Genomic DNA, 25,209 nt, shown 5'->3' on the forward strand with positions numbered 1-25,209 from the left:
TGATAGTCATAATGACTACCCATTACGGTTCATGGAAATATTAATTAATTAAAATCAATAAATTAAGAACTGGCACGCAACTTGATATAGGCAAACCATCTTATTTGAAAATGCTGTATTACGTAGAGGTTGCTATGTCTATTCTGGTTAAAAATAACATTCATTGGGTGGGTCAACGTGACTGGGAAGTGCGCGATTTCCACGGGACGGAATACAAAACGCTGCGCGGCAGCAGTTACAATAGCTATCTCATCCGCGAAGATAAAAACGTGCTGATCGATACCGTCGATCACAAGTTCAGCCGCGAGTTCGTGCAGAACCTGCGCAGCGAAATCGACCTGGACGCCATCGACTACATCATCATCAACCACGCGGAAGAAGATCACGCCGGCGCGCTGACCGAGCTGATGTCTTACATTCCGAACACGCCGATCTACTGCACCACCAACGCCATCGACTCGATCAACGGCCACCACCACCATCCGGAGTGGAATTTCCACACCGTGAAAACCGGAGACGCGCTGGATATCGGCAACGGCAAGCAGCTGATCTTCGTGGAAACCCCGATGCTGCACTGGCCGGACAGCATGATGACCTACATGACCGGCGACGCGGTGCTGTTCAGCAACGACGCCTTCGGCCAGCACTACTGCGACGAGCGCCTGTTCAACGACGAAGTGGACCAGACCGAGCTGTTCGAGCAGTGCCAGCGCTACTACGCCAACATCCTGACGCCGTTCAGCCGCCTGGTGACGCCAAAAATCACCGAGATCCTCGGCTTCAACCTGCCGGTGGACATGATTGCCACCTCCCACGGCGTGGTATGGCGTGAAAATCCAACCCAGATTGTGGAGCTCTACCTGAAATGGGCGGCGGACTATCAGGAAGACCGCATCACTATTTTCTACGACACCATGTCCAACAACACCCGCATGATGGCGGACGCCATTGCTCAGGGCATCAACGAAGTGGACCCCAACGTGGCGGTGAAAATCTTCAACGTGGCGCGCAGCGATAAGAACGAGGTATTGACCAACGTCTTCCGTTCTAAGGGCGTGCTGGTGGGCACCTCCACCATGAACAACGTGATGATGCCGAAAATTGCCGGTCTGGTAGAAGAGATGACCGGCCTGCGTTTTCGCAACAAGCGCGCCAGCGCCTTTGGCTCCCACGGCTGGAGCGGCGGCGCGGTAGACCGTCTGTCTACGCGTCTGCAGGATGCGGGCTTTGAGATGTCTCTCAGCCTGAAGGCGAAATGGCGTCCGGATATCGACGCCCTGGAGATCTGCCGCCAGCACGGCCGCGACATTGCCCGTCAGTGGGCGCTCGCTCCGTTGCCGGAAGCGGCGGCAAAACCAAGCGGAAAGCAGGACGCCTGCCCTGCCGCGGAAGCCGCCGATCCCGGACCGCGCATGCAGTGCAGCGTCTGCCAGTGGATTTACGATCCTGAGCTGGGCGAGCCGCTGCAGGATGTCGCGCCGGGCACGCCGTGGCGCGACGTACCTGACAACTTCCTCTGCCCGGAATGCTCCCTCGGAAAAGACGTTTTTGACGAACTGGGTACGGAGGCAAAATGAGCAACGGAATCGTCATCATCGGCTCGGGCTTTGCCGCCCGCCAGCTGGTGAAAAGCATCCGCAAGCAGGATGCCAGCGTGCCGCTGACGGTGATTGCCGCCGACAGCATGGACGAGTACAACAAGCCTGACTTAAGCCACGTGATTAGTGAGAATCAGCGCGCCGAAGACCTCACCCGCCAGACGGCGGGGGAGTTCGCCGAGCAGTTTAACCTGCGTCTGTTTCCCTACACCTGGGTCACCGACATCGACGCCGCCGCCCACGTGGTAAAAGCAAAAGAGAAGACCTGGCAGTACGACAGGCTGGTGCTCGCCACGGGTGCCTCTGCGTTTGTGCCTCCGGTTGAGGGCCGCGAGCTGACGATCACCCTCAACAGCCAGCAGGAGTATCAGGCCAGCGAAACGGCGCTTCGCGACGCACAGCGCGTGATGATTGTCGGCGGCGGGCTGATAGGCACCGAGCTGGCGATGGATTTCTGCCGGGCGGGTAAATCCGTGACTCTGGTCGACCACGCGGCGAGCATTCTGTCGTCGCTGATGCCCGCAGAAGTAAGTAGTCGCTTACAGCATCGCCTGACCGACATGGGGGTGCATCTGCTGTTGAAATCGCAGCTGCAAAGCCTGAGTAAAACCGAAGGCGGCATTCTTGCCACGCTCGACCACAGGCGCAGCGTTGAAGTGGATGTCGTGGTTGCCGCAACGGGCCTGCGCCCGGAAACCGCGCTGGCGCATCGCGCAGGCGCCGAAATACAGCGTGGCGTGAAGGTAAATAGCTACCTGCAAACCACGCAACCTGATATTTACGCGTTAGGCGACTGCGCTGAAATTAACGGTCAGGCACTGCCCTTTTTACAGCCAATTCAATTAAGTGCGATGTATCTGGCGAAAAACCTGCTCGGCGGCAACGCGCCGCTGAAATTACCCGCCATGCTGATTAAAGTCAAAACGCCGGAATTACCGCTGCATCTTGCCGGTGAAACGCAACGTCAGGATCTGAACTGGCAAATTACCCTCGAACCGCAGGGAATGGTCGCGCGGGGCGCGGATAACGAGGGTCAGCTTCGCGCTTTTGTGGTTAGTGAAGACCGGATGAAGGAGGGTTTCGCTCTGCTGAAACAGTTACCTGCCTAACCCTCGCTTTGCCGGGCGGCGCTTCGTTTACCCGGCCAACAACGAGTCTACGCAGAGTTAACCTTTGAATTTTATTATTCACCGCCCCGATATTCCGGGGCTTTTTCTTACGCATTCTATTCATCAAATAAATACAAAGCAGATATATCATCGCCATCAATCCCTTATTTATTATTTTCGTAAATGCTTTACTATGAAACAGCTTAAAAACATCATCCAGTTTTATTATTGGCAGCCAACTCAGTCTGAATAGATATCATCAGCAGGAGGCAAATCATGGCGAATTTTTATAAATAACTCAATTATCTTTATCGCTATTTCACACAAGCGAAGAATGCGGAATATATTTTATTCCGCAAAAGTCCTATATTTTCAGCATCTTTTTATCGGTATGCCGCTATGCGCCAGCCATCGAGGAAGTCGCGGAGGTTGCGCCATGCAGGAGCCGGTTCAGGAACGTACCACCAGCGCGTCGTAGCCGCGCCAGCGGTAGTTGACCATGGAGATCAGCCAGCAGGCGACAAACAGCCCAACCACCACAAACCCGGCGTTGCCCAGATTGTCGTTTACCGTGCCAATCAGATCCCACACGCCGCCGCTGAGGGCAAATTTGTCCATCAGCAGACCCAGCGCTTCCAGCCCGCCGATAAACAGCGCCACCACCACGGAGGTGCCGGTGATGGTTATGTTGTAGTAGAGCTTGCGCTGCGGCTTGTTGAACGCCCAGCCGTAGGCGCCGACCATCAACAGGTTATCGAGGGTATCCACCAGCGCCATGCCGCTGGCGAAGAGCGCCGGGAAGACCATGATTGACCACACCGACATCCCGCTTGACGCGCTGGCGGCAGAGATCCCCAGCACGCCAATCTCGGTGGCCGTATCAAAGCCGAGGCCAAACAGGAAACCGACCAGGTACATCTGCCAGCTTTTATTCACCAGGCGGAAGGTTTTGCCAAACAGCCAGTTCATGACGCCACCCTGGGCAGGGAGCGTGATGTCGCCCTGCACGGGCCTGCCCTGCTTCAGCGCCTGAAAACTGCGCCAGACGCCGCGCAGGATCACCATGTTCACCAGCGCCATCGCCAGCAGGAAGGTGGCGGACACGGCGGTGCCGATCAGGCTGCCGGTTTCGTGGAACCATTCCATGTTTTTCTGAAACGCCGTCGCGGTCGCTGCGATAGCAATGGAGGCCAGCACTACGATGGTGGAGTGCCCCAGCGAGAACCACGCCCCCACGCCGGACGGACGTTTGCCCTGCTGCATCATCTTACGCGTCACGGTATCAATGGCCGCAATATGGTCAGCGTCCACCGCGTGACGAAGCCCGTAGCACCACGCCAGCAGGCTGGCGGCCATCAGCGCCGTGCTGCCGCTAAAAGCGTGCCATGCCCATCCCCAGGCCAGCAGGTTTGCCATTACCAGAGCCAGCAGCAGAAGCGCGGCGCGAGGTTCATTGCGTAAGAGTCGTAACATTTTAAGTCCTTTGTGAACATGACCGGGCAGCGGCAACCACCGCCTGCCCGAAGGAGATCGCTCCGTCACCTGCGGGCAGGCGCGAAGGAAAAAGAAGCGTAAAGTCAGAAAGATAATGACGCAGGCGCGCGCGCAGCAGACGGTTGTGCAGCACGCCGCCGCTGAGACAGATTGTCGACAGCGACAGTCGTCGGGCATGGCGCGCGGCGAGTTCCGCCAGCCCTTTTGCCAGCGCGTCGTGAAACGCCCACGCGCGCTCGCAGGGCTCAGCCTGCCAGGCAAGCCACTGCTGCCAGAACTGCGCGAGGTTATACACGTTCAGCGTCACCGGATGGTCGACGCCCGCACACTGCGAAGCCAGCGCTTCCAGCCGGCAGGCCGCTTCACCTTCCCAGGATTGGGTTTCAATACCCAGCACGCAGGCGACCGCATCAAACAGGCGACCACAGGACGAGGCCTGCGGCGCGTTGATGCCGCGCCGGATCGCCGTTGCCAGCAGCGGCCAGTTTTCACGCTGAACCGCGCGCGTTTCCGGGTACTGCTGCCAGTCAGGGACAAACGCCAGGCAGTGGGCGAGCAGATTGCGCCACGGCTGCCGCGCCGCCAGATCGCCCCCCGGCAGCGCAACGGCAGGCAGCCCGCCCAGACGCTCGCACGCGAGATAGCTCACCCGCAGGCACTCCCCGCCCCACAGCGCGCCGTTCTCGCCCATGCCGATCCCGTCCAGCGTCAGGGCAATCGCGTCTCCGCCGTTCAGCGGCCAGCCGTTCTCCGCCAGGCACGCCGCCGCATGGGCGTGATGGTGCAGTACGGTTTCGACCGGCAGCCCCTGCGCCTGCGCCCATCGTTGTGTGTGATAGCCCGGATGGGCGTCGCACACCACGCGCCTCGGCTGGAAGGCGTAAATTTTCTGCATCAGCGAGAGCGCGCCTCGCCACTGCGCTTCGACGCCCTCGTCACCGAGATCGCCAAAATGCTGGCTCAGCACCGCCTGGCTGCCACGCACCAGGCAGAAGGTGTTTTTCATCTCCGCGCCGGTGCACAGCATGGCGGGGATATTCTCAAAACCCGCAGGCAACGTGACGGCATCGGGCACAAAACCGCGCGCGCGGCGAAGCATCGTGCCGTCGCGATCCATCACTGAATCATCCATCCGCTGCAGGATATCGCGGTTATGCAGCAGGAAGCCGTCCGCGATGTCGCCGAGCTCATCCAGCGCCTGCTGGTTGGTCATGGCAGGCGGTCTGCCGCTGAGGTTGCCGGAAGTCATCACCAGCGGGCGCTGGAAGTCCATCATCAGTAAATGTTGCAGCGGGTTAGCGGGAAGCATGATGCCAATACAATCGAGTCCCGGTGCAATCCCTTCGGGAAACCCGGGAAGCGAGGCTTTTGGGGTCAGCACAATCGGCGCTGCGGAGGAGCGCAACAGCGTCTGGATCGCCTCCGGCACGCCGTCCGCGTTTGGGATCATCACCGCCAGCGGCTTCGCGGGACGCTGCTTGCGTACCCGGAGCGTCGCGACCGCCTGCGGATTACGCGCGTCGCAGACGAGATGAAAACCGCCCAGCCCTTTGACCGCGACTATGCCGCCGCTTTTCAGCATCGCCACCGCCGCGCGCAGCGCAGCCTCGCGGGAAGCGGTGTTGTCGCCCGCGCGCCATTCCAGCGCTGGCCCGCAGTCCGGGCAGGCTACGGGCTGGGCGTGAAAGCGGCGGTCAGCAGGGTTACGGTACTCCGCTTCGCACGGCACGCAGAGGGGAAATGCGGCCATTGACGTGGCCGGACGGTCATAGGGCATCGCGCGGATAATGGTAAACCGCGGCCCGCAGTGCGTGCAGTTGATAAACGGATAGCGATAGCGGCGCTCGCCGGGGTCGCGCATTTCAGCCAGGCACGCCGGACAGGTCGCGGCATCGGGGACAATCTGCGTGTCCATCGTCCCGCCCGCGCTGTGGCGGATGGTAAAGTCCTCCGGCACCTGCGCCCAGGTAAACGGCTGCGTTTCCACGTGGTCAATGCGTGCCAGCGGCGGACAGTCCTGATGCAGCCTCGCGGTAAAGGCCCCCCCATTACCCGCGAGGCGCACCAGCACGCCCTCTCCATCATTGCAGACGTCACCGGTCAACTGAAGCGCCTGCGCCAGCTGCCAGACGAAGGGGCGAAACCCCACGCCCTGCACCTTGCCGCGCACGCGCAGCTGTACGCCGTTGCTGCACATAGGGTTCAGAACAGCAGCGATGACGACGTGTCGAATGCCGCGCGACGGCGCTTTTCGGCGCTCATCTGCTCAAGCTTGTCGCGATCCACGCAGACAAGCGCATGCGTCGGGCAGGCTTCCATGCAGGCCGGACCGGCGTCGCGGTGATAGCAAAGATCGCATTTGTTGGCTTCGGCTTTCTCCGCACGTACGCTCAGCCCCATGCCGCTGTTGCGTACAACCGGACGAACAACCACCTCCATCGCGCCGTACGGGCAGGCGACCACGCAGGTTTTGCAGCCAATGCAGCGCTCCTGCATGACGTGCACAAAGCCTTTCTCGCGTTTAATTGCCCCGTTCGGGCAGACGTTCGCGCACGGTGCGTCTTCGCACTGGCGACAGATGGCGGCGGTGGAAATATTCACGCCTTTGATGACGTGGATACGCGGCAGGAAGGTGTCAGGGGTAAGCGACGCGCAGTCCTGCTCCGCCTGATGGGAAACCACGCACGCCACTTCACAGGTACGGCAACCAATACACTTACTGGCATCGGCCATAATAAAACGGTTCATCTGCTTCTCCAGCATTACAGTTATGCGCGGAGATATTCATAAACCGTGCCAATAATTAACTTATTGATTTCATATGAATTTAAAAAATACGGAGGCGCTGTCATCGTCACTTATGACGATGACAGCTGTCGACATCAGCGGTGCGGGCCGTCAATAACGGAGTCGCGCAGGACAAGCTCGCCGGAGAAGGTTTGCTGATACTTAAACTCACCGCCGTCGAGCATGAAGATCAGGCGGCTGATGGTCTCTTTGATCATCTCCGTTACCGGGATGCGGACGCTGGAAAGCGACGGCACGATGTAAGGCGCGATAGCCACGTCGTCAAAACCGATCACCGACACCGCGTCCGGTGCGGCCACGCCGCTGTCGTGCAGCTGCTTCATGGCGCCGATCGCCATGTCGTCATTACTCGCCACCAGCGCCGTAAACCGTTCACCGCGAGCAAGCAGTTCGGCAACCGCCGCCGCGCCGCTGGCGGGGTTCCACTTCCCACGCGCAATAAGGCCCTCGCGCAGCGGAATACCGTGCTGCGCCAGCGCGTCCTTGTAGCCGGAGAGACGCTCAACCCCGGTGGGAGAATCCAGCGAGCCGGTGATAAACGCGATCTCCCGGTGCCCTTTCGCAATCAGCTGCGACACCGCCTCCTGGCTGGAGGCTTTATGATCTGACCAGACGCAGTGGCTGCTGTTTTTCCGCAGGCGACGGTTGAGCACCATGATGGGCTGCTCGCACTTCTCGACGATCTCATCCATCTCTTCCACGCTCAGAAAACGCGGATAGATAATCACCGCGTCGCAGCGCATATCGAGCAGGTACTGGATCGCCTCGCGCTCTTCATCCGCGCTGTGCTTGCCGTCCGCGAGGATCAGCTGCCGCCCCTTTTCTTCCGTCATGCGCGCGGCGTGAAACAGCAGTTCGCTAAAGTAGACGCCGTGATAGAGGGTGTTCGTCACCACCAGCCCCAGCGTCTGGGTACGTTTGGTTGCCAGGTTTCGCGCCAGCAAATTCGGGCGATAGCCGCTCTCTTCAATGGCCTGAAACACCCGGTCTTTGGTCTCCTGGCTGACGTAGCCATTTCCCGACAGCACCCGGGACACCGTGGCTTTCGAAACGCCTGCCCGCTTCGCCACTTCAAGCATCGTGGTCATGTTGTTATTCCATCTGAATCTGATGAAGCGCAGTGTACTGCACTGCAAAAAAATTGTCGCAGCGGTGAATTCACGCTTTCGATACCCCATTGAGATCTGCATCACGAAACGAAAAAATGGTCAAAAAGCGATCTTGTTTCATTCATAGAAACTCATGATGATTATGTGGAACCGGTTTCCTACATGTCTCACAACAATAACAGGATCACATCCGATGGCCAAAAACTACGCTGCGCTGGCGAACGACGTTATCAGCGCGCTGGGCGGCAAAGAGAACATCGTCGCCGTCACCCACTGCATGACGCGTCTGCGTTTCGTACTGAAAGACGAAAGCCTGACCGACGCTGCGCGCCTGAAAAGCATCAGCGGCGTCCTCGGCGTGGTGCGCAACGACAACCAGTGCCAGGTGATTATTGGCAACACGGTTTCACAGGCGTACCGCGAAGTGGTGAGCCTGCTGCCCGCTGACCTGCAGCCCGCAGTGCCGGAAGGTCCGCAGAAGATGACCTTACGCCGAATTGGCGCCGGGATCCTCGACGCGCTGATCGGCACCATGTCCCCGCTGATCCCGGCGATCATCGGCGGCTCGATGGTCAAGCTGCTGGCAATGATCCTCGAGATGACCGGTGTGCTGCCAAAAGGCGCGCCGACGCTCACTATTCTGACCGTCATCGGCGACGGTGCCTTCTTCTTCCTGCCGCTGATGGTGGCAGCCTCGGCGGCGGTGAAATTCAAAACCAACATGTCGCTGGCCATCGCCATTGCCGGCGTGCTGGTGCACCCGAGCTTTATCGAGCTGATGGCGAAAGCCGCACAGGGCGAGCACGTTGAGTTCGCCTTCATTCCGGTGACGGCGGTGAAGTACACCTACACCGTCATCCCGGCGCTGGTGATGACCTGGTGCCTGTCATACATCGAACGCTGGGTGGACCGCATTACCCCAGCGGTGACGAAAAACTTCCTCAAGCCGATGCTGATCGTGCTGATTGCCGCCCCGCTCGCCATCGTGCTGATTGGCCCGCTGGGGATCTGGATCGGTAGCGCCATCTCCGCGCTGGTCTACACCATTCACGGCTACCTGGGCTGGCTCTCCGTCGCCATCATGGGCGCGCTTTGGCCGCTGCTGGTGATGACCGGGATGCATCGCGTGTTTACGCCGACCATCATTCAGACCATTGCCGAAACGGGCAAGGAAGGGATGGTGATGCCGTCGGAAATCGGCGCCAACCTGTCGCTCGGCGGCTCGTCGCTGGCGGTGGCGTGGAAAACCAAAAACCCGGAGCTGCGCCAGACGGCGCTGGCGGCGGCAGCCTCCGCAATTATGGCGGGGATCTCTGAACCGGCCCTGTACGGCGTGGCGGTGCGTCTGAAACGTCCGCTGATTGCGAGCCTGATCAGCGGCTTTATCTGCGGGGCGGTCGCCGGCATGGCCGGTCTTGCCAGCCACTCGATGGCGGCACCGGGGCTGTTCACCAGCGTGCAGTTCTTCGACCCGGCGAACCCGATGACCATCGTCTGGGTGTTCGGCGTGATGGGGCTGGCAGTCGTGCTGTCGTTTGTTCTGACCCTGCTTTTAGGGTTTGAGGATATCCCGGTCGAAGACGAGGCTGAAAAAGCGCGCGCCCTGCAGACCGCACCGATACAGAACAACGCAGCAAAAGCATAAAATTGAAAGCGAGGTAAGAATGTCTGTTTTTCCACAAGGATTTTTATGGGGCGGCGCGCTTGCCGCCAACCAGAGTGAAGGTGCTTACCGTGAAGGCGGCAAAGGACTGACGACGGTCGATATGATCCCCCACGGCGCGAATCGCCTGGCGGTGAAGATCGGTAAGGAAAAGCGTTTCTCGCTGCGTGACGACGAGTTCTACCCGAGCCACGAAGCGATTGATTTTTACCATCGCTATAAAGAAGACATCGCCCTGATGGCGGAGATGGGCTTTACGGTGTTCCGCACCTCAATTGCCTGGAGCCGCCTCTACCCGAACGGCGACGAACCTTTGCCGAACAAAGAGGGCATTGCCTTCTATCGCGCAGTGTTCGAGGAGTGCAAAAAGTACAACATCGAGCCGCTGGTAACGCTCTGCCACTTCGACGTGCCGATGCACCTGGTGACGGAATACGGCTCGTGGCGCAACCGCAGGATGGTCGATTTCTTCGCCCGCTACGCCCGCACCTGCTTTGAAGAATTTAACGGGCTGGTGAAATACTGGCTGACCTTCAACGAAATCAACATCATGCTGCACAGCCCATTCTCCGGCGCGGGGCTGGTGTTTGAGGAAGGTGAAAACGAAGACCAGGTGAAATACCAGGCCGCGCACCACGAGCTGGTGGCAAGCGCGCTGGCGACCAAAATCGCCCACGAGGTGAACCCGGAAAACCAGGTCGGCTGCATGCTGGCGGGCGGAAATTTCTACCCGTACTCCTGCAAGCCGGAAGATGTGTGGATGGCGCTGGAGAAAGACCGCGAGAATTTGTTCTTTATCGACGTGCAGGCGCGCGGCAGCTACCCGGCCTACTCTGCCCGTGTGTTCCGCGAGAAAGGCGTGGTGATTGTGAAAGATCCGGGCGACGACGACCTGTTAAAGAACACCGTCGACTTTGTCTCGTTCAGCTATTACGCCTCGCGCTGCGCGTCGGCGGACATGAACGCGGGCAACACCAGCGCGGCGAACATCTTGAAGTCCCTGCGTAACCCGCATATTCAGGTGAGCGAATGGGGCTGGGGCATCGACCCGCTCGGCCTGCGCATCACCATGAACATGATGTACGACCGCTACCAGAAGCCGCTGTTCCTCGTGGAAAACGGCCTCGGGGCGAAAGACGAGATTGACGTCAACGGCGAGATCAACGATGACTACCGCATCAGCTACCTGCGCGAGCACATCCGCGCGATGGGCGACGCGATCGAGGACGGCGTGCCGCTGATGGGCTACACCACCTGGGGCTGTATCGACCTGGTGTCGGCCTCAACGGGCGAAATGAGCAAGCGCTACGGGTTTGTGTACGTTGACCGCGACGACGCAGGTAACGGCACGCTGGACAGAAAACGCAAGAAATCGTTCTGGTGGTATAAGAAGGTGATTGCGAGTAACGGGGCGGATCTCGAGTAGCCTGTCCTTACCCCTCACCCTAACCCTCTCCCCATAGGGGAGAGGGAACCGTTTGGTGCGGTTTTCACCCTCTTTACTCCGGGAATAAAGGACTGCTCGGCGCGGTTTTCACCCTCTCCCCTCTGGGGAGAGGGCCGGGGTGAGGGGTTCAAACCCGCCGTCCCCAACCCACTCCGCAAGCCGTGAATACACCACGTCCACCGCCTCTTTCACCGGCGGCGTCATCGGGTAATAAAACCCCACGATGTCCGGCTGAATCCCCAAAAACAGCACCTCGCCCACGTCGTCTTTAATCTGATCGACCAGGTAGTTCAGCGGCATATTGTGGGTGGTCATCATAAACATCTCGGCGATGTCGTCCGGGTCAATCAGGCGGATCTCACCGGGGTTGAGCCCCATATCGGTGGCATCGACGATTAACAGCCTCTCCGGGCGCAGCTCGCGGATGGCGACCACGTCGTTTTCCGGCGCGCTCCCGCCGTCAATCACCACCCAGTTGCCCTGCGGATTCGCGGCGCACATCTCTGCCAGCAGCGGGCCCGCGCCGTCGTCGCCCATCATGCTGTTGCCGACACACAGTAAAACGTCAGTCACGTAATCTCCTCACCATCAGGTAGATGGCGCTCTCCTGATGAATATCATGCAGCATGCCGAGCAGCGTTTTGCTCCACGCCTGCTGCTCGTGGGTTTGCCTGGCGAGCGCCGCGTCAAAGGCGTTGGCGAGCATCGCAATGTGGTTGGCGTCGATGACGATCTCGCCGTACTTCGGCACGCCCTCCATTTTGCGCCGCGCCGTGCTGCCCTCCTCCAGCGTGGCGATCCACGCCAGGTACTCGGGCCACGGGCAGCTCAGCGCGGCCTCCAGGCAGTCAATCACCCCGAGGTGATGCCCAATCGCCAGGCTGTAATAGACCACCTGCTGCGCCGCATCCGGCGTGGCATCGTTCTCATCAATAAACTTACGGCTCAGCTGGCTGAACACCACCGTTTCACTCATCGGATACGCGCCTCATCCACGATGCTGTTCAGGTTCGCCACGATCTCATTGAGACGCGGATCGTTTTCCGCCTCCAGCCAGCGCGCCACCTGATGGTCGCCCTGGCTCAGCAGGCGCAGATAATCATCGGCAATCTGACGCCCGTAACGATAGCCCGCCAGCCTGCGCGCCGTGCGGTCAATCTTCACCCGCAGCGGCTGCACCATGTCCGGGTGCAGAATGGCCGCCGGCCGGTTGTCCAGCTCGCCCGGCTCGCGCGCGTGGATTTTCTGCTCCAGCAGGCCAAGCGCCATCGCGAAGCCGTACAGCGTCGCGGCAGGCGTCGGCGGACAGCCCGGAATGTAGACGTCCACCGGCACAATTTTGTCGGTGCCGCCCCAGACGCAGTAGAGGTCGTGGAAGATGCCGCCGCTGTTGCCGCAGGCGCCGTAGGAGATGCAGATTTTCGGGTCCGGCGCGGACTGCCAGGCGCGCAGCGCCGGCGAACGCATGGCGCGGGTGACGGCCCCGGTAAACAGCAGAATGTCCGCATGACGCGGGGACGGCACCACTTTGATGCCGAAGCGCTCGGCGTCAAACAGCGGCGACAGCGTAGCGAAGATCTCAATCTCGCAGCCGTTGCAGCCGCCGCAGTCCACGCGGTAGACGTAGGCCGAGCGTTTGATTTTTTTCAGCAGCGATGCCTTCATGCTGGCGATGGACTCCTCCATCGTCATCGGCACCGGAATGCCGTTAGCGTCGCGCGGGCCCAGTAGGTTTTCCATCAGCTGGCCTCTCTCATATGGCGGGTGATATCAATGCGGTCGGACGGCAGGAGACACTTCTGACGCTTGCACTCCGGGCAGGTTTCAAAGCTTTCGCGGTGGTGCTCCGCGCGAGCGTCGCCGTTGTGCTGCAGCAGCGCGATGGCGTAGTCGATCTCTTTTTGCACGGCGAACGGGCGCCTGCAGACGCGGCAGCTACACAGGTCAAAGCGCGACTGCTGCAGAAAATCCTCTTTCTTCCACACCGCCAGCTCGTACTCCTGCGACAGGCGAATGGCGACCGTCGGGCAGACCTCCTCGCAGCGGCCGCAGAAGATGCAGCGCCCGAGGTTAAACTGCCAGGCCAGCTCGCCGGTTTTGAGATCCGTTTCCACCGTTAAGGCGTTCGACGGACAGGCATTCACGCAGGCCGCGCAGCCGATGCACTGCTGCGGGTTGTGCTCCGGCTTGCCGCGAAAGTTTTTATCCACCGGCATCGGCTCCAGCGGGTAGCTGCTGGTCTGCGTGCCGGTTTTGATTACTTTTTTGATAAAGGTAAACATGGCGAGTCCTTATTTCAGCGGCGAGTTTTTACGCTCGATGCTGTAGCGCTCAAGCTCTTTGTAAGGCACCACCTGGCTTTTCTTCTTGCGCACGTCGACCACGGTCATGCGGTCGGTGCACGAGTAGCACGGGTCGAGGCTGCCGATGATCAGCGGCGCATCGGAAACCGTGTTGCCGCGCAGCATATAGCGCAGGGTTGGCCAGTTGGCGTAGGTGGCCGCACGGCAGCGCCAGCGGTAGAGCTTCTGGTTGTCGCCGGTCATGCTCCAGTGGATGTCGTCCCCGCGCGGCGCTTCGGCAAAGCCGAGGGCGAAGCGGTTCGGAATGTAGGTGAAGCCCTCCACCATCAGCGGACCGCCCGGCAGGTTATCGAGGCCGTAGTCGATCATGTTCAGGGCAGTGAACACCTCGTTGATGCGCACCTTGAGGCGCGAGATGACGTCGCAGCCCTGCTCGCTGTGCACGGTCATCGGCAGCAGCCCGTAACCGACGAACGGGTGATCGGCACGGGTGTCGCGGGCGTGGCCGCTGGCGCGCACCATCGGGCCGACGTTGCTGAAGTCGCGGGCAATTTCCGGGTCAAGACGGCCGATGCCGACGGTGCGCTGCTCGATGTTTGGCGTGCTGAGCAGCATGTCCACCAGCTCCTGCACGTCGCGGCGCATCTGCTGCGCCAGCTGGCGGGTCTGGATCATGTCGTCCTTCAGCAGGTCGCGGCGGATCCCGCCGATCAGGTTCAGGCCGTAGGTTTTACGCGCCCCGGTGAGGATCTCCGCCATCTTCATTGACGCTTCACGCACGCGGAAGAACTGCATAAACCCGGAGTCAAAGCCGACGAAGTGGCAGGCCAGGCCGAGGTTCAGCAGGTGCGAGTGCAGACGCTCCACCTCCAGCAGAATGGCGCGGATCATCTGCGCGCGCTCCGGCACCACGATCCCCATGCCGTTCTCCACCGAGGTGGTGTAGGCGGTGCTGTGGGCGAAGCCGCAGATACCGCACACGCGGTCAGAGAGGAACGTGACCTCGTTGTAACCCATGCGGGTTTCCGCCAGCTTTTCCATGCCGCGGTGGACGTAGAACAGGCGGTAGTCGGCGTCGATGATGTTTTCGCCGTCGACGAACAGACGGAAGTGGCCCGGTTCGTCTGAGGTGACGTGCAGCGGGCCGATCGGCACCACGTTGTTCTTCTTGCTGCCCAGCTCGTTGATGAACTCGTAGGTTTCGCTGTCGGTGGTCGGCGCCGGGCGCTGGCGGTAGTCCATGCTGTCTTTGCGCAGCGGGTAGAGTTCGTCCGGCCAGTCGTCCGGCAGCACCAGGCGGCGCTCGTCCGGCAGGCCGACCGGCACCAGGCCGTACATGTCGCGCACTTCGCGCTCGCCCCAGACGGCGGCGGGCACGCGCGGCGTGACGGACGGGTATTCAGGCTTAGACGGGTCGACTTCGACGCGCACGGTGAGCCAGCACTTCTCGCCCTGCTCCATCGACATCACGTAGTACACGGCGTAATTGCCGCACAGCTGGCGCTCGTCGTTGCCGAACAGCACCGACAGCCAGCCGCCCTGCTGGTAGTAGAGAAACTCCACCACTTCCGGCAGATAGTTCACCTTAATGGTGACGGTTACCTGGTCTTTGGTTTGCCAGGACTCCTCCAGCACCACGCCGGGGAAAGCCTGATGCAACGCGGCGAGATACTGCTGACCTTTCTTTTCTTCAGACATAAACACTCTCTTTAATCACGCCACCAGCAAGGAGACGAACGCTAAAAATGCAAAACCAAAACCGGCCCAGGTAATGCGAGACGTTTCCACAAAACGCAGACGCGCCATGCTGTTTTCGAACAGGGCAATGACCAGCACGCCGACCAGCAGCTTGAGGACGGCAACCACGACGGCCAGCAGCAGACCGCCCGCGGAGAAGTGCGTCATCTGCCCCCACGGGAAGAAGACGCCGACAAACATCTGCAGCACCACCAGCTGTTTGAGGCTGATGCCCCACTTCAGTACCGCAAAGCCATAGCCGCTGTATTCGGTAAGCGGCCCTTCCTGCAGCTCCTGCTCGGCTTCTGCCAGGTCGAACGGCAGTTTGCCCATCTCAATAAACGTCGCGAACGCGCAGGCGCACAGCGCCAGCACCAGCGGGATCGAGCGCGCCACCGGCCAGTGGTAAACGGTGTGGGTGATAAAGCTGATGTGGGTAGAGCCCGCGACCTGCGCGGCGACCCACAGCCCCAGCAGCAGGATCGGCTCCACCAGCACGCCGAGCATCGCCTCGCGGCTGGCACCGATGCCGGTAAAAGGACTCCCGGTGTCCAGGCCCGCAATCGCAAAGAAGAAGCGGGCGATGGCGAAGAGGTAAATCAGCGTGATCAGATCGCCAAGCACGGGCAGCGGCGACGCCACCGTCACCACCGGCAGCGCGGTGGCGATGGTCAGCATCACGCCCACCATCACGAACGGCGTCAGGCGGAAGACCCAGCCTGCAGCATCCGGGGCCACGCTCTGACGAGAAAGCAGTTTGAAGAGATCGCGATACTCCTGGAGCACCCCGGGCCCGCGACGGTTATGCATTCGGGCGCGTGCCACGCGCGTGATGCCCGACAGCAGCGGCGCAGCGGCGAACAGCACCAGCGCCTGAAGAATGGCCAGTAACAAACTCATGTCAGGCTCCTCGTGAAATCACAATGATCACCAGCACCGCCAGTTCGATCAGCGCCAGACGACGGAACACCATGGGCGCGGCGGCGCTCTGCCAGCCGGGTACCCAGTCCACCGGGTTCAGCCAGTGGCGCAGCTTCAGCACGACGGCGAAGTTCTCCTTCACCGGCATGGCGAAACCGTGGGCGGTGATGACCATCGACTGTTCGTGTTCGTAACCGCAGGCCCACGCCGCACCGCGCGAGCGGGAGGCGAGCCGGTCGCGTTTGAAGAACAGCATCAGCACCAGCGGCAGCAGCGGTGCGCCTATCAGCAGCAGCGCGATCATGGGCTGGGAAACGGTGGTATTCGCCACGGTCAGCGGCAGCGGAATGGCATTGCCCAGCAGCGGCAGCAGCCACGGCGCGGCGACGCCGCCCGCGATGCAGCACTGCGCCAGCGCGACCACGCTCACGCCCATCAACAACGGTGCGCAGCAGGCGTTTTCCGCTTCGCGGGTGCGCGGCGCGCCGAGGAAGGTCACGCCGTAGACTTTCGCCATGCACATCACCGCCAGCGCCCCGGTAATCGCCAGACCGACCGCCAGCAGCGGGCCGAGCAGACGCGCGATAAAGACATCGCTCTGACCGAGCGCGAAGAAGGACTGATAGATCACCCACTCCCCGGCAAAGCCGTTCAGCGGCGGCAGCGCGGCCATCGCCATCAGCCCGACCAGCATCGCCAGCGAAATCACCGGCATCTTTTTGCCAATCCCGCCGAGCTTTTCAATATCCCGATGGCCGGTGCGGAACCAGACGCTGCCCGCCCCGAGGAACAGGGTGCTTTTAAACAGGCTGTGGTTGACGAGGTGATACAGACCGCCGATAAACCCGGCGGCAATCAGCGCCGGATGATTGAGCGCCAGCCCGGTCACGCCCGCGCCAATGCCGAGCAGGATGATGCCGATATTCTCCAGGGTGTGGTACGCCAGCAGGCGCTGGATATTGTGCTCCATCAGCGCGTACAGACCGCCGACGAACGCGGTAATCATTCCGGCGACCAGCAGCACGACGCCCCACCACAGCGGCGGTTGTCCGCCGGTCAGCGTAATCGCCAAAATCCCGAACAGACCCACTTTCATCACCACCACAGAAAACAGCGCGGCGGCAGGCGCGGAGGCATTGGCGTGCGCCTGCGGCACCCAGCCGTGCAGCGGGATGATGCCAGCGAGCAGGCCAAAGCCGAGCACGCCCAGCAGCCAGACGTCGTTCCCCAGCGGATGCCCGTTGAGCGCAGCGAAGTCCAGCGTGCCAAAGCGGTGCCACACCATCCAGCAGGCCAGCGCCAGCAGCAGCGTGCCGAGGCGACCCAGCGCAAACCACAGCTTGCCGGAGGCGCTGCAGCCCGTCAGGAACACGCCGCACAGCGCCATGATCTCCGCCATCACCACCAGCGCGCCGAGGTTGCTGGCGATAACGGTGCAGACCGCCGCCGCCATCAGCAGGTTAACCAGCAGTCCGTTAGCCCTGACGTGCGGATGGCGGTGCCAGTCGATATTGAACAGGCTGATAAACACCCCGCACAGGCCAAACGTCACCAGCCAGATGGCGTTCAGCGGCGTGATCTCAACCGTGTGGCGAATCAGCGGCATCACGGTCTCTGCGGACTGGCCGCCGAGCAGGACAACGCCGCCTGCCGCCAGCGTCATCAGGCTAGCGGCCGCCCCGCCGATCCCGGCGATCGCGCCGCTGAGCATTTTATGGAATGAGAAGATCAGCGCCAGAACAGCGGCGGCAGCAAAACAGGCTACCGCGCCGGTAATCATCATCGCCGCGTTCATTTCGCCCCCTCGTTAAGCGCCTGTAGCAGAGAAAGGTCGCCAAAATCACTGTTGATGGTCAGCTCGCGTTTACGCTTGCTGGTACGGGCGATGTCGCGAATGTTAACCAGAATCAACGCCTTAGTCGGGCAGGTGCGCACGCATGCCGGGCCCTGCTCATCGAAGCTGCACAGGTCGCATTTCACCGCAACGGCACGAATGCCGGGCACCCAATCCAGCAGCGTGCTTACGCGTGCAGGTGCCGGGGGCGCGGGCGGGGCTTTTGGCGAGTTGGCGTTCGCCGGAATATGCAGCGGACGGCTGCCGGAAAATTCAATCGCGCCGAACGGGCAGGCAATGCCGCACAGCTTGCAGCTTACGCACAGGCTTTCGTTCAGCTGGACAGCGCCATCAACGCGGGTGATGGCATTCACAGGGCAAACGCCCGCGCAGGGGGCATCTTCACAGTGATGGCAGAGCTGCGGGGCAGACTCTTTTTCATTACGCATGACGTGCAGACGCGGCATGGACTGCAGCCCATGCAGGCGATGCGTTTCCGAACACGCCGCCTCACAGGTTCGACAGCCAATACAGACCGTCGAGTCGGCAATTACAAAACGGTTCACCGGGTTATCCTCTGGTGATAGTCATTTTTGACGAAAAACTGTCTTGTCGACACTTCTCGACACACATGGGTCAGGCCACGTTCGCTGAGGTATTTCCATCCATCAGCTGCTTCAGGTTGACCGGAAGATCGTGTTCAACGGCGGCGTACAGGCCGTTATAGACCGGCGCGATTTTTTCCAGATAGTGCTCCAGCACCTGCTGGCGATCGCGGTTGCTGACGTGGCCGTCCACCATGCCGTCGGCCATTAGCTGCGCCTTCGCAATACACTGTTTTTCGCCGTCTTTTGTCTCGAGGTGGTACTCAATGGTGTGGCTGTTGAAGTTATCCGCCAGGGTAACGTTGATGATGAAATGGCCGAAGAGGACAAAGCGCATGTCGCCCTGCGCCGCGCAGCTCATCGCGTGGTGAAGACGCGCTTTCGAGAGGGTTATGCCCTGAACCAGAGAGTTGCAGTAGAGGTGCCACTGGTCCTGCAGCTGCTGATGACGCTGCGCGATGTAATCCGCTTTTTCGCTGATTTCCCAAATAGTCATAGAAGGTATCCGGTTAATGGAGATAGCGGCTGTTAAGCAGATTCCATGCCAGTTTTTATCCTGCTGATTTTAAATAGATTTAATTACAAAACCGCTGTCAACGCCGCGGTGTCGACGTGTCATTTCGACAGCGTTGACATCGTCACGCCTTAACAAAAATTAAGCTGGCACCGTTATTGCATTCAATGGCGCAATTCATTGAGGAGGCGTCATGCACGAAATCACCCTCTGCCAGCGGGCTCTGGAACTTATCGAACAGCAGGCAGTGCAAAACCACGCGAAGCGCGTCACCGGCGTCTGGCTGAAGGTCGGGGCGTTTTCCTGCGTCGAGCCCAGCGCCCTGCATTTCTGTTTTGAGCTGGTGTGTCGCGGCACGCTGGCGGAAGGCTGCGAGCTCCATATCGAAGAGCAGCAGGCGGAGTGCTGGTGCGAGCAGTGCCAGCAGTACGTCACCCTGCTGTCATCAAAGGTTCAGCGCTGTCCGCAGTGTCAGAGCACCGGTCTTCGCATCGTGGCGGACGACAGCATGCAGATCCAACGCCTCGAAATCGAGAAGGAGTAAAGTATGTGTAGCACCTGCGGTTGCGCCGAAGGCAACCTGTATATAGAAGGGGATGAACACCGTCCCCATTCCGCGTTTCGCTCCGCGCCCTTTTCCCCTGCCCCGCGTCCTTCTGCGGCACTGACCGGTATCACTTTCTCTCCGCAACGGTCCGCTGCGGGCGATCTCCACTACGGCCACGGCGAAGCGGGTACCCACGCGCCGGGCATCAGCCAGCGCCAGATGCTGGAGGTGGAAATCAACGTACTGGACAAAAATAACCAGATCGCCGACCGCAACCGCGCGCGCTTTACTGCCCGCAAACAGCTGGTGCTGAACCTGGTCTCCAGCCCCGGCTCCGGCAAAACCACGCTGTTAACGGAAACGCTCAAACGCCTTAACGGGCGCGTCTCCTGCGCGGTGATTGAAGGCGACCAGCAAACCGTTAACGACGCGGCGCGCATTCGCGAAACCGGCACCCCGGCGATTCAGGTCAATACTGGCAAAGGCTGCCACCTGGATGCGCAGATGATTGCCGACGCCGCCCCGCGTCTGCCGCTGGCGGATAACGGCATTCTGTTTATTGAAAACGTCGGCAACCTGGTCTGCCCGGCGAGCTTCGATCTGGGCGAACGCCACAAGGTAGCGGTGCTTTCGGTGACCGAAGGCGAAGACAAGCCGCTGAAGTACCCGCATATGTTTGCCGCCGCGTCCATCATGCTGCTGAACAAAGTCGACCTGCTGCCGTACCTGAATTTCGACGTGGATAAATGCCTGGCGTATGCCCGTGAGGTGAATCCGGAGATCGAGATCCTGCTTGTCTCCGCCACGCGCGGCGACGGGATGGATGCATGGCTGAACTGGCTGGAGAGCGAACGATGTGCATAGGCGTACCGGGACAAATCCATTCAATTGACGGGAACCAGGCCAAAGTGGAGGTCTGCGGCATCCTGCGCGACGTCGACCTGACGCTGGTGGGCAGCAGCGATGAAACGGGCGCATCGCGTCTCGGCCAATGGGTGCTGGTCCACGTGGGGTTTGCCATGAGCGTGATTAACGAAGCGGAAGCCCGCGACACGCTGGATGCATTGCAAAACATGTTCGACGTGGAGCCTGACGTGGGCGCGCTGCTTTACGGCGAGGAGCGTTAGCCATGCGTTACGTTGATGAATACCGCGCGCCGGAGCAGGTGCTGCAGCTTATCGGGCACCTGAAAACGCGCGCGGCGCTGCTGGACTACACGAAAGAGAGACCGCTGCGGATCATGGAGGTGTGCGGCGGACACACGCACGCCATCTTCAAATTTGGCCTCGACCAGCTGCTGCCGGAGAACATCGAGTTTATCCACGGCCCCGGCTGCCCGGTGTGCGTGCTGCCGATGGGGCGCATCGACAGCTGCATCGAAATTGCCAGCCAGCCCGACGTCATTTTCTGCACCTTTGGCGACGCGATGCGCGTGCCGGGGAAAAACGGCTCTCTGCTGCAGGCAAAAGCGCGCGGAGCCGACATCCGGCTCGTCTATTCGCCGATGGATGCCCTGACGGTGGCGGAGGACAACCCAACGCGCAAGGTGGTTTTTTTTGGCCTGGGGTTTGAAACCACCATGCCCGCCACCGCCATCACGCTGCAGCAGGCGAAAGCACGCGGCGTCGATAACTTTTTCTTCTTCTGCCAGCACATTACGCTTATCCCCACCCTGCGCAGCCTGCTGGAAGAGCCGGAAAACGGCATTGACGCCTTTCTGGCACCGGGCCACGTCAGCATGGTGATTGGCACAGACGCCTACGGTTTTATCGCTCAACAGTACAATCGTCCGTTAGTGGTCGCTGGTTTCGAACCACTTGATCTACTGCAAGGTGTGACCATGCTGGTTGAGCAGAAAATAGCGGCCCTGAGTGCAGTGGAAAACCAGTACCGCCGCGTGGTGCCGGATGCGGGAAATGAACGGGCGCAGCAGGCGATAGTCGACGTGTTCAGCGTTGAGGGCGACAGCGAATGGCGTGGTCTGGGGCTGATTGCCGAATCCGGCGTGCGCCTGACGCTGGCCTATCGCGCGTTCGACGCCGAAGCGCATTTCCGCCCGCAGCCGCAGCAGGTTTGCGACGATCCCCGGGCACGCTGCGGCGACGTGCTCACCGGTAAATGCAAACCGCATCAATGCCCGTTATTTGGCAATACCTGTAACCCGCAAACGGCGTTTGGCGCGCTGATGGTCTCCTCCGAAGGGGCGTGTGCCGCGTGGTATCAGTATCGCAACCAGGAGAGTGAAGCATGAATACGGTTGAAATGGCGCACGGCAGCGGCGGACAGGCGATGCAGCAGCTGATTAACCGGCTGTTTATGGAAGCCTTCAACAACCCCTGGCTCGCCGAACAGGAAGACCAGGCGCGCATTGACCTCGCCACCCTCACCGCGCAGGGCGACAGGCTGGCCTTCTCCACCGACAGCTACGTGATCGATCCGCTGTTCTTCCCCGGCGGCGATATCGGCAAGCTCGCCGTCTGCGGCACGGCCAACGACGTGGCGGTCAGCGGCGCTATTCCGCGCTACCTCTCCTGCGGGTTTATCCTCGAAGAGGGGTTACCGATGGAGACGCTCACGGCAGTGGTCAACAGCATGGCGCAGACCGCGCGCGAGGCGGGGATAGCTATCGTCACCGGCGATACCAAAGTGGTGCAGCGCGGCGCGGCCGACAAGCTGTTTATCAACACCGCCGGCATGGGGGCGATCCCCGCCGATATTCACTGGGCGGCGCAGCAGCTTAGCGTGGGCGACGTGCTGATCGTCACCGGAACGCTGGGCTGCCACGGGGCGACCATCCTTAACCTGCGCGAAGGTCTGGGGCTGGATGGCGAACTGCGCAGCGACTGCGCGGTGCTCACCCCGCTGATTCAGACGCTGCGGGGTATTCCCGGCGTGAAAGCCCTGCGGGACGCGACGCGAGGCGGCGTGAACGCCGTGGTCCACGAATTTGCAGCAAGCTGCGGGTACGGGATTGAACTCACCGAGCGCAGCCTGCCCGTTAAGCCTGCCGTTCGCGGGCTTTGCGAACTGCTGGGCCTTGACCCGCTCAACTTTGCCAACGAAGGCAAACTGGTGATTGGCGTTGAACGCGCGGCAGCGGAAGCCGTTCTTGAACAGCTGCGGGCTCATCCGTCAGGAAAAGAGGCGGCGATGATTGGTGAAGTGGTTGAGCGCAAAGGGGTGCGCCTGGCCGGGCTGTATGGCGTTAAACGCACGCTGGATCTGCCGCACGCGGAACCCTTACCCCGTATTTGCTAGAACCGCGCCAAAAGCGGTCAGCACTGAATCTCTTTTTTGCCAGTTTCTATTGGAAAGCAATATGCCGTATACACCGATGAGCGATCTTGGACAGCAGGGCCTGTTTGACATCACGCGCACACTTTTACAGCAGCCCGACCTCGGTGCGCTGAGCGATGCCCTGACGCGGCTGGTCAGGCAATCGGCGCTGGCGGACAGCGCCGCGATTGTGCTCTGGCATAGCGGAACGCAGCGCGCGAGCTACTACTCGACGCGTGATAATGGCAAAACGTTTGAATACGAAGACGAAACGTATCTGGCGCATGGCCCGGTGCGCCGCATACTCTCCCGGCCTGAAGTGCTGCACTGCAATTTTGCGGAGTTCCGCCAGGCGTGGCCGCGGCTCGCGGAGAGCGATCTCTATCAGCCTTTCGGGCATTACTGCATGCTGCCGCTGGCGGCAGAGGGCCAGATTTTTGGCGGCTGCGAGTTTATCCGCACGACCGATCAGCCGTGGCGGGAGGCGGAATACGAGCGCCTGCATACCTTTACCCAGATTGTGGCCGTCTTTGCGGAGCAGATCCAAAGCCGCGTAACCAATAACGTCGATTACGACCTGCTGAGCCGCGAGCGCGACAACTTCCGCATTCTGGTCGCCATCACCAACGCCGTGCTCTCCCGCCTGGACATGGACGAGCTGGTCAGCGAAGTCTCGAAAGAGATCCACCACTATTTCAAAATCGACGCCATCAGCATTGCGCTGCGCGGGCATCGCAAGGGCAAGCTGAACATCTACTCCACGCACTATCTCGATGAAGCCAACCCGGCGCACGAGCAGAGCGAGGTGGACGAAGCGGGCACCCTTTCGGAGCGGGTCTTCAAGAGCAAAGAGATCCTCCTGCTCAACCTGAACGAGCAGGACCCGGTCGCGCCGTACGAGCGGATGCTGTTCAACACCTGGGGCAATAAAATTCAGACCCTGTGCCTGCTGCCGCTGATGTCCGGCAACACCATGCTGGGCGTGCTGAAGCTGGCGCAGTGCGAGGAAGGCGTGTTTACTACCGCCAACCTGAAGCTGCTGCGCCAGATTGCCGAGCGTATCTCTATTGCCCTGGATAACGCCCTCGCCTATCAGGAAATTCATCGCCTGAAAGAGCGGCTGGTGGATGAGAACCTGGCCCTGACCGAACAGCTCAACAACGTGGACAGCGAGTTTGGTGAAATCATCGGGCGCAGCGACGCCATGTACAGCGTGCTTAAGCAGGTTGAGATGGTGGCGCAAAGCGACAGCACGGTGCTGATCCTGGGCGAAACCGGCACAGGCAAAGAGCTGATAGCCCGCGCAATCCACAACCTGAGCAACCGCAACAGCCGACGGATGGTGAAGATGAACTGCGCCGCGATGCCTGCGGGACTGCTGGAAAGCGATCTGTTCGGCCACGAGCGTGGTGCATTCACCGGGGCCAGCAGCCAGCGGCTGGGCCGGTTTGAGCTGGCGGACAAAAGCTCGCTGTTCCTCGACGAAGTGGGCGATATGCCGCTGGAGCTACAGCCGAAACTGCTGCGCGTCCTTCAGGAGCAGGAGTTTGAACGTCTTGGCAGCAACAAGCTTATCCAGACTGACGTGCGGCTGATTGCGGCCACCAACCGCGACCTGAAAAAAATGGTCGCCGACCGCGAGTTTCGCAGCGATCTTTACTATCGCCTGAACGTCTTCCCGATCTTCCTGCCGCCGCTGCGCGAACGCCCGGAGGATATCCCCCTGCTGGTCAAAGCCTTTACCGCGAAGATCGCGCGCCGTATGGGGCGAAACATCGACAGTATTCCTGCCGAGACGTTGCGTACCCTTTCATCGATGGAATGGCCCGGCAACGTGCGCGAGCTGGAAAACGTCATCGAACGCGCGGTGCTGCTGACGCGCGGAAACGTGCTGCAACTCTCCCTGCCTGAAGTTACGCTTCCTGACGTAACCGCGCCCGCCGCCGAGACAGCGAAAGAGGGAGAAGATGAATATCAGCTCATTATGCGCGTGCTGAAAGAGACCAACGGCGTGGTCGCCGGGCCAAAAGGTGCCGCCCAGCGTCTGGGGTTAAAACGCACCACCCTGCTGTCACGCATGAAGCGTCTCGGGATTGATAAAGAGAGCCTGGTTTAATCCCCCAATCCGGCGGTGTTTTTCTGGCACCGCCTTTCGTTACCCTGCGCAATTGTCCCTCATTGACACAAAATCGTTTCCTCTGTATAAAATTCCGCCTTAATAATGAGTTTCATTTGCATCAATAA

23 protein-coding genes are annotated in these 25,209 nt (G+C 60.5%); 10 read left to right on the forward strand and 13 right to left on the reverse strand.

Going from position 1 to position 25,209, the window contains the following annotated elements; all coding sequences use genetic code 11:
* The first annotated feature begins 134 nt into the window (after nt 1-134).
* On the forward strand, nt 135-1,577 hold the full coding sequence (gene norV, locus ACOTZB_RS14480) for an anaerobic nitric oxide reductase flavorubredoxin (protein ID WP_421627547.1): 1,443 nt from the start codon (nt 135-137) through the stop codon (nt 1,575-1,577).
* Nucleotides 1,574-2,707: an NADH:flavorubredoxin reductase NorW gene (norW, locus tag ACOTZB_RS14485; RefSeq protein WP_421627548.1), complete on the forward strand. Its 1,134-nt coding sequence runs from the start codon at nt 1,574-1,576 to the stop codon at nt 2,705-2,707. The genes norV and norW overlap by 4 nt, the downstream gene beginning before the upstream one ends.
* A 450-nt stretch (nt 2,708-3,157) precedes the next feature.
* On the opposite strand, the gene ACOTZB_RS14490 is transcribed toward norW, so the two are convergent.
* From ACOTZB_RS14490 to ACOTZB_RS14505, 4 genes are all read right to left on the reverse strand, one after another.
* Nucleotides 3,158-4,180 (reverse strand): HoxN/HupN/NixA family nickel/cobalt transporter, encoded by a 1,023-nt coding sequence (locus ACOTZB_RS14490; protein ID WP_047650296.1) that lies wholly within the window; start codon nt 4,178-4,180, stop codon nt 3,158-3,160.
* A 1-nt stretch (nt 4,181) separates the two neighbouring features.
* Nucleotides 4,182-6,398: a carbamoyltransferase HypF gene (gene hypF, locus ACOTZB_RS14495; RefSeq protein ID WP_421627549.1), complete on the reverse strand. Its 2,217-nt coding sequence runs from the start codon at nt 6,396-6,398 to the stop codon at nt 4,182-4,184.
* A gap of 5 nt (nt 6,399-6,403) precedes the next feature.
* Nucleotides 6,404-6,949, reverse strand: a complete 546-nt coding sequence (gene hydN / locus ACOTZB_RS14500; RefSeq protein WP_023308960.1) for an electron transport protein HydN — start codon at nt 6,947-6,949, stop codon at nt 6,404-6,406.
* Between the two features lie 134 nt (nt 6,950-7,083).
* On the reverse strand, nt 7,084-8,097 hold the full coding sequence (locus ACOTZB_RS14505) for a LacI family DNA-binding transcriptional regulator (protein WP_047650294.1): 1,014 nt from the start codon (nt 8,095-8,097) through the stop codon (nt 7,084-7,086).
* 214 nt (nt 8,098-8,311) lie between these two features.
* On the opposite strand from ACOTZB_RS14505, the gene ascF reads away from it, so the two are divergent.
* On the forward strand, nt 8,312-9,763 hold the full coding sequence (gene ascF / locus ACOTZB_RS14510; RefSeq protein WP_258754878.1) for a PTS cellobiose/arbutin/salicin transporter subunit IIBC: 1,452 nt from the start codon (nt 8,312-8,314) through the stop codon (nt 9,761-9,763).
* 19 nt (nt 9,764-9,782) lie between these two features.
* The gene (locus ACOTZB_RS14515; RefSeq protein ID WP_421627551.1) at nt 9,783-11,207 is read left to right on the forward strand and encodes a 6-phospho-beta-glucosidase; all 1,425 of its coding nucleotides are present in this window, start codon (nt 9,783-9,785) and stop codon (nt 11,205-11,207) included.
* Between the two features lie 108 nt (nt 11,208-11,315).
* Here ACOTZB_RS14515 and hycI read toward each other — a convergent pair whose 3' ends face one another.
* The 9 genes from hycI to hycA form a co-directional block, all read right to left on the reverse strand.
* Nucleotides 11,316-11,801 carry a hydrogenase maturation peptidase HycI gene (gene hycI, locus ACOTZB_RS14520; protein ID WP_421627553.1) on the reverse strand — a complete coding sequence of 162 codons (486 nt, stop codon included), beginning with the start codon at nt 11,799-11,801 and terminating at the stop codon, nt 11,316-11,318.
* Complete coding sequence (locus ACOTZB_RS14525; RefSeq protein WP_421627554.1) at nt 11,794-12,204, reverse strand: formate hydrogenlyase maturation HycH family protein; 411 nt, start codon at nt 12,202-12,204, stop codon at nt 11,794-11,796. Before ACOTZB_RS14525 ends, hycI begins: the two co-directional genes overlap by 8 nt.
* Nucleotides 12,201-12,968, reverse strand: a complete 768-nt coding sequence (locus ACOTZB_RS14530) for an NADH-quinone oxidoreductase subunit B family protein (RefSeq protein WP_421627555.1) — start codon at nt 12,966-12,968, stop codon at nt 12,201-12,203. The genes ACOTZB_RS14525 and ACOTZB_RS14530 overlap by 4 nt, the downstream gene beginning before the upstream one ends.
* The gene (locus tag ACOTZB_RS14535) at nt 12,968-13,510 is read right to left on the reverse strand and encodes a formate hydrogenlyase complex iron-sulfur subunit (RefSeq protein ID WP_023308967.1); all 543 of its coding nucleotides are present in this window, start codon (nt 13,508-13,510) and stop codon (nt 12,968-12,970) included. Before ACOTZB_RS14535 ends, ACOTZB_RS14530 begins: the two co-directional genes overlap by 1 nt.
* 9 nt (nt 13,511-13,519) lie before the next feature.
* Entirely contained in the window at nt 13,520-15,229 is a 1,710-nt protein-coding gene (gene hycE / locus ACOTZB_RS14540; RefSeq protein ID WP_421627557.1) for a formate hydrogenlyase subunit HycE, read from the reverse strand.
* Nucleotides 15,230-15,244: 15 nt separating this feature from the next.
* Nucleotides 15,245-16,168, reverse strand: coding sequence for a respiratory chain complex I subunit 1 family protein (locus tag ACOTZB_RS14545; protein WP_193805739.1), 924 nt, complete (start codon nt 16,166-16,168; stop codon nt 15,245-15,247).
* A 1-nt stretch (nt 16,169) separates the two neighbouring features.
* Entirely contained in the window at nt 16,170-17,984 is a 1,815-nt protein-coding gene (gene hycC, locus ACOTZB_RS14550) for a formate hydrogenlyase subunit 3 (protein ID WP_421627559.1), read from the reverse strand.
* A complete protein-coding gene (locus tag ACOTZB_RS14555; protein ID WP_023308971.1) occupies nt 17,981-18,589 on the reverse strand; it encodes a 4Fe-4S dicluster domain-containing protein in 609 nt (202 codons plus the stop codon). Before ACOTZB_RS14555 ends, hycC begins: the two co-directional genes overlap by 4 nt.
* Nucleotides 18,590-18,659: 70 nt before the next feature.
* A complete protein-coding gene (hycA, locus tag ACOTZB_RS14560) occupies nt 18,660-19,124 on the reverse strand; it encodes a formate hydrogenlyase regulator HycA (RefSeq protein WP_045404197.1) in 465 nt (154 codons plus the stop codon).
* Nucleotides 19,125-19,335: 211 nt separating this feature from the next.
* On the opposite strand from hycA, the gene hypA reads away from it, so the two are divergent.
* From hypA to flhA, 6 genes are all read left to right on the forward strand, one after another.
* Nucleotides 19,336-19,686: a hydrogenase maturation nickel metallochaperone HypA gene (gene hypA / locus ACOTZB_RS14565; RefSeq protein ID WP_421627562.1), complete on the forward strand. Its 351-nt coding sequence runs from the start codon at nt 19,336-19,338 to the stop codon at nt 19,684-19,686.
* Between the two features lie 3 nt (nt 19,687-19,689).
* Nucleotides 19,690-20,553, forward strand: a complete 864-nt coding sequence (gene hypB, locus ACOTZB_RS14570; RefSeq protein WP_421627564.1) for a hydrogenase nickel incorporation protein HypB — start codon at nt 19,690-19,692, stop codon at nt 20,551-20,553.
* Nucleotides 20,544-20,816 carry a HypC/HybG/HupF family hydrogenase formation chaperone gene (locus tag ACOTZB_RS14575; protein WP_023308975.1) on the forward strand — a complete coding sequence of 91 codons (273 nt, stop codon included), beginning with the start codon at nt 20,544-20,546 and terminating at the stop codon, nt 20,814-20,816. The genes hypB and ACOTZB_RS14575 overlap by 10 nt, the downstream gene beginning before the upstream one ends.
* A gap of 2 nt (nt 20,817-20,818) precedes the next feature.
* The gene (hypD, locus tag ACOTZB_RS14580; protein WP_421627566.1) at nt 20,819-21,940 is read left to right on the forward strand and encodes a hydrogenase formation protein HypD; all 1,122 of its coding nucleotides are present in this window, start codon (nt 20,819-20,821) and stop codon (nt 21,938-21,940) included.
* Complete coding sequence (gene hypE / locus ACOTZB_RS14585) at nt 21,937-22,947, forward strand: hydrogenase expression/formation protein HypE (RefSeq protein ID WP_421627567.1); 1,011 nt, start codon at nt 21,937-21,939, stop codon at nt 22,945-22,947. The genes hypD and hypE overlap by 4 nt, the downstream gene beginning before the upstream one ends.
* Nucleotides 22,948-23,008: 61 nt before the next feature.
* Nucleotides 23,009-25,081 carry a formate hydrogenlyase transcriptional activator FlhA gene (flhA, locus tag ACOTZB_RS14590; RefSeq protein WP_421627568.1) on the forward strand — a complete coding sequence of 691 codons (2,073 nt, stop codon included), beginning with the start codon at nt 23,009-23,011 and terminating at the stop codon, nt 25,079-25,081.
* Nucleotides 25,082-25,209: the final 128 nt, after the last annotated feature.

Source organism: Enterobacter cloacae complex sp. SHL020 (genome assembly GCF_049236945.1).
GTDB lineage: Bacteria > Pseudomonadota > Gammaproteobacteria > Enterobacterales > Enterobacteriaceae > Enterobacter > Enterobacter dykesii.

What these genes read in the sequence shown, in the direction of transcription:
- norV (WP_421627547.1), top strand. Translation starts at nt 135, where the DNA reads ATGTCTATTCTGGTTAAAAATAACATTCATTGGGTGGGTCAACGTGAC.
- norW (WP_421627548.1), top strand. Translation starts at nt 1,574, where the DNA reads ATGAGCAACGGAATCGTCATCATCGGCTCGGGCTTTGCCGCCCGCCAG.
- ACOTZB_RS14490 (WP_047650296.1), bottom strand. Translation starts at nt 4,180, where the DNA reads ATGTTACGACTCTTACGCAATGAACCTCGCGCCGCGCTTCTGCTGCTG.
- hypF (WP_421627549.1), bottom strand. Translation starts at nt 6,398, where the DNA reads ATGTGCAGCAACGGCGTACAGCTGCGCGTGCGCGGCAAGGTGCAGGGC.
- hydN (WP_023308960.1), bottom strand. Translation starts at nt 6,949, where the DNA reads ATGAACCGTTTTATTATGGCCGATGCCAGTAAGTGTATTGGTTGCCGT.
- ACOTZB_RS14505 (WP_047650294.1), bottom strand. Translation starts at nt 8,097, where the DNA reads ATGACCACGATGCTTGAAGTGGCGAAGCGGGCAGGCGTTTCGAAAGCC.
- ascF (WP_258754878.1), top strand. Translation starts at nt 8,312, where the DNA reads ATGGCCAAAAACTACGCTGCGCTGGCGAACGACGTTATCAGCGCGCTG.
- ACOTZB_RS14515 (WP_421627551.1), top strand. Translation starts at nt 9,783, where the DNA reads ATGTCTGTTTTTCCACAAGGATTTTTATGGGGCGGCGCGCTTGCCGCC.
- ACOTZB_RS14525 (WP_421627554.1), bottom strand. Translation starts at nt 12,204, where the DNA reads ATGAGTGAAACGGTGGTGTTCAGCCAGCTGAGCCGTAAGTTTATTGAT.
- ACOTZB_RS14530 (WP_421627555.1), bottom strand. Translation starts at nt 12,968, where the DNA reads ATGGAAAACCTACTGGGCCCGCGCGACGCTAACGGCATTCCGGTGCCG.
- ACOTZB_RS14535 (WP_023308967.1), bottom strand. Translation starts at nt 13,510, where the DNA reads ATGTTTACCTTTATCAAAAAAGTAATCAAAACCGGCACGCAGACCAGC.
- hycE (WP_421627557.1), bottom strand. Translation starts at nt 15,229, where the DNA reads ATGTCTGAAGAAAAGAAAGGTCAGCAGTATCTCGCCGCGTTGCATCAG.
- ACOTZB_RS14545 (WP_193805739.1), bottom strand. Translation starts at nt 16,168, where the DNA reads ATGAGTTTGTTACTGGCCATTCTTCAGGCGCTGGTGCTGTTCGCCGCT.
- hycC (WP_421627559.1), bottom strand. Translation starts at nt 17,984, where the DNA reads ATGAACGCGGCGATGATGATTACCGGCGCGGTAGCCTGTTTTGCTGCC.
- hycA (WP_045404197.1), bottom strand. Translation starts at nt 19,124, where the DNA reads ATGACTATTTGGGAAATCAGCGAAAAAGCGGATTACATCGCGCAGCGT.
- hypA (WP_421627562.1), top strand. Translation starts at nt 19,336, where the DNA reads ATGCACGAAATCACCCTCTGCCAGCGGGCTCTGGAACTTATCGAACAG.
- hypB (WP_421627564.1), top strand. Translation starts at nt 19,690, where the DNA reads ATGTGTAGCACCTGCGGTTGCGCCGAAGGCAACCTGTATATAGAAGGG.
- ACOTZB_RS14575 (WP_023308975.1), top strand. Translation starts at nt 20,544, where the DNA reads ATGTGCATAGGCGTACCGGGACAAATCCATTCAATTGACGGGAACCAG.
- hypD (WP_421627566.1), top strand. Translation starts at nt 20,819, where the DNA reads ATGCGTTACGTTGATGAATACCGCGCGCCGGAGCAGGTGCTGCAGCTT.
- hypE (WP_421627567.1), top strand. Translation starts at nt 21,937, where the DNA reads ATGAATACGGTTGAAATGGCGCACGGCAGCGGCGGACAGGCGATGCAG.
- flhA (WP_421627568.1), top strand. Translation starts at nt 23,009, where the DNA reads ATGCCGTATACACCGATGAGCGATCTTGGACAGCAGGGCCTGTTTGAC.